Below are 3,136 nucleotides of genomic sequence, written 5' to 3'. Positions count from 1 at the left end.
GAACATCAGATTGACTATCGTGCCGAGCACGACGAACTGCAGCCAGACCGGAAACGCCGCCGAGGCGTCGATGAATTGCGGCAGGAACGCCATGAAGAAGATCGCTGTCTTCGGATTGAGCACCTCGACGGTGATGCTCTCGAAAAAGGCGCGCCGCGCCGATTTGCGCTCGATGGCAGGCAGCGCCGCATCGCCGTCCGTGCGCTTGCGAAACAGCGAGATGCCAAGCCAGATCAGATAGAGCGCACCGACCAGCTTGACCGCCAGGTAGAGCGTCGGCACGGCATGAAACAGCACCGACAGCCCGGCGGCCGCGGCGAAAACATGCACGTAGCCGCCCAGATGAATGCCCAGCGCCGCCGTCAGGCCGGACCAGCGGCCGCGCGCCATCGTCTGCGCGGCGGCATAGAGCATGGCCGGGCCTGGAATGTAGGCGAAGATCGCTGTGGTGGCGAAAAACGCGATGAGCAGTTCGGTCGATGGCATTTTTGGTCCCTCACGATCGTGCTCTGCCCTGTCGATTCAGTCCGCGCGCGGGATTGCTTTGGACTGACCCGTGCGGACAACCGCAGTAAAAGCGAACATAATTTTCTTGTGAAATGACGGGCTGAACGCGCCAATTCGCGCACCCGGCTCGAAATAGGCCGACGCTTCCAGGATATCATGATTGTACTCATCGACCATGACCCAAAGGGGCATAGGATCGAGGCCCGCACGGTGGCGTTCAATTTCCGGGATGCTGACTGCAACGCGATCACGACCCGGCTGTGTGGAAGTGATTGCAAGTATGAAGAGGTTGGTACCCCCGGCTTTCCCAGGAAGGACAGCCACAAAGGCCACAGGCCGTGACTTCCGGCCTTCGGTCTCGCCGTCTCCGTGTTGGCGATGCCAAAAATATGGATATCGCCAGACGTCCGCAGCAGCGGGTTTAATCACGGTCCAATTCCGCGGCGTACTCCTCGAGCATCTCGACATGTTCGGTCGGGGCGTCCTTCGCAGCGTAGACGCGGCGGCTGTCGTTGCCGAAGCGCGCTTCGTAGGCCTCGATGCTCATCAGGACGTATCTCGGCTTGTTGTGGCGAGTGATGGAGACCGGCTGCTGGCTGGCAGCTGCAAGCACATCTCCAAGATTCTGTTTCAGATCGGTCGACGGATAGTTTTTCATGGGATACCCTGTTTTGTCCATAATAGACAAAATGGACAAAACAGACAAGCGCATAAAATGGCAGGACAGGCGCATGCACCTGGCTTTGTCGACAGCCCGGCTAGCCTCCCCTATAAGGACCGGAATCGCAAAGCAACCAGAGGTCCTTCATGATCATCGTCACGGGCGGCGCCGGCATGATCGGCTCCAACATCGTCGCCGCGCTGAATGCCGAAGGGCATGACGACATCCTCGTCGTCGACGACCTTACCGACGGTCACAAGATCGTCAATCTTGCCGATCTCAAGATCGCCGACTATCTCGACAAGGACGATTTCCTGCCCCGCATGGAGGCCGGCTCGCTCGGCCGCATCGAGGCCGTGTTCCACCAGGGCGCCTGCTCGACCACCACCGAGTGGAACGGCAAATTCATGATGGAGGTGAATTACGCCTTCTCGAAACGGTTGCTGCATGCAAGCCAGACTTTGCGCGTGCCTTTCCTTTATGCCTCCTCGGCTTCCGTCTATGGCGGCGGCTCGGAGTTCCTCGAGGAACCCGCGTTGGAACGGCCGCTCAACGTATACGCCTATTCCAAGAAGCTGTTCGACGACTATGTCAGGCGAACCGTGTTCGCCGGGCAGGCCGACCATTCACAGGTCGTAGGCTTGCGCTACTTCAACGTCTATGGCCCGCGCGAAGCGCACAAGGGCGCCATGGCTTCCGTCGCCCTCCATCTGTTCAACCAGGTCGAGCGAGGCGAGAACCCGAAACTGTTCGGCGCCTATGACGGGTTCGGACCCGGCGAACAAAGCCGTGACTTCATCCATGTCGGCGATGTCGCCGACGTCAATCTGTGGCTGTGGAAACGGGGCTCAAGCGGCATCTTCAATTGCGGCACCGGCCGTGCCCAGCCCTTCCGCGCCATCGCCGAAACGGTGATCGACACGTTGGGTAAAGGGGAGATTGAATTCATCCCCTTTCCCGACCATCTCAAGGGCAGCTACCAGAGCTTTACGCAAGCTGATATGTCCCGTTTGCGCGCGGCCGGTTACAATGGCCAATTCCGGACAGTGGAAACCGGTGTCAGAGACTATGTCGAATGGCTGAAAGCCCAACGATCCTCGTGATCGGCCCACGCTGGGTGGGCGACATGGTGATGGCGCAGTGCCTGTTTTCGGCGCTGAAGGAGTTGCATCCCAACGCCGCCATCGATGTGCTGGCTCCGGCCTGGGCAGCACCCCTGGTCAAGCGCATGCCCGAAATCCGCCAGCAGATCGATTTTCCGCTCAAACCCGGCGCGCTCGAATTCACCCATCGCCGCCGCTTCGGCCGCCTGCTGCGCGGCCGCTACGACATGGCCTATATCCTGCCGGGCAGCTGGAAGTCGGCGCTGATTCCGTTCTTTGCCCGCATTCCGCGCCGTGTCGGCAATCTGCGCGAGATGCGCTATGGCCTGCTGACCGACATCGTGCCATTGCCCGACAGCATCAAACGACGCACCGCGCAGGCCTATTTCGGCCTTGCCCAAGGCGGCAGTTTCCGGGCGCCACGGCTTAGCGTGGACACGAAAAACCAGGTCGACCTGCTCGGCCGTTTCGGGCTGGCGCCGCAGAAATTCGTGGCCCTGATGCCCGGTGCGGAATTCGGCCCTGCCAAGCGCTGGCCCAGCGAAAGCTATGCCGGGCTTGCCAGCGGTTTCATGGGCAAAGGCTTGAAGGTTGCGCTGTTCGGCTCGAAGAACGACCGCGACGTGACGGCGGAGATCGCAGCCCTGGTCCCCGGCGTCGTCGACCTCGCCGGACAGACGCGGCTGGAGGACGCCATCGACCTGATATCCGCCGCCAGGCTGGCTGTGTCCAATGACAGCGGACTGATGCATGTCGCGGCCGCCGTCGGCACGCCGATCGTCGCCGTCTACGGCTCGACCTCGCCCGAAAACACGCCACCGCTGGCGGAGCGCCGCGAGCTGGTCTGGCTCGGCCTGTCGTGCTC

The 3,136-nt window shown here is 61.3% G+C and carries 5 protein-coding genes; 2 read left to right on the top strand and 3 right to left on the bottom strand.

Features of this window, described 5'->3' with window-relative positions:
• From EN932_RS32440 to EN932_RS32430, 3 genes are all read right to left on the bottom strand, one after another.
• Window positions 1–486 (bottom strand): LysE family translocator (locus tag EN932_RS32440; protein WP_164890738.1); only part of this gene is annotated, 486 nt, incomplete at its 3' end.
• A 36-nt stretch (window positions 487–522) separates the two neighbouring features.
• Window positions 523–936 (bottom strand): hypothetical protein, encoded by a 414-nt coding sequence (locus EN932_RS32435; protein ID WP_245460886.1) that lies wholly within the window; start codon window positions 934–936, stop codon window positions 523–525.
• Complete coding sequence (locus tag EN932_RS32430; protein ID WP_024504156.1) at window positions 929–1,165, bottom strand: type II toxin-antitoxin system Phd/YefM family antitoxin; 237 nt, start codon at window positions 1,163–1,165, stop codon at window positions 929–931. Before EN932_RS32430 ends, EN932_RS32435 begins: the two co-directional genes overlap by 8 nt.
• A gap of 149 nt (window positions 1,166–1,314) precedes the next feature.
• On the opposite strand from EN932_RS32430, the gene rfaD reads away from it, so the two are divergent.
• Together rfaD and waaF are read left to right on the top strand one after the other, a co-directional pair.
• Window positions 1,315–2,271, top strand: a complete 957-nt coding sequence (gene rfaD / locus EN932_RS32425) for an ADP-glyceromanno-heptose 6-epimerase (protein WP_127368152.1) — start codon at window positions 1,315–1,317, stop codon at window positions 2,269–2,271.
• The coding region (waaF, locus tag EN932_RS32420; protein WP_128369377.1) for a lipopolysaccharide heptosyltransferase II at window positions 2,244–3,136 on the top strand (893 nt) is incomplete at its 3' end. The genes rfaD and waaF, both read left to right, overlap by 28 nt.

The sequence above is a fragment of the Mesorhizobium sp. M7A.F.Ca.US.002.01.1.1 genome, from assembly GCF_004022955.1.
GTDB lineage: Bacteria > Pseudomonadota > Alphaproteobacteria > Rhizobiales > Rhizobiaceae > Mesorhizobium > Mesorhizobium ciceri.
This window is presented reverse-complemented; position numbering and strand designations above follow the sequence as displayed.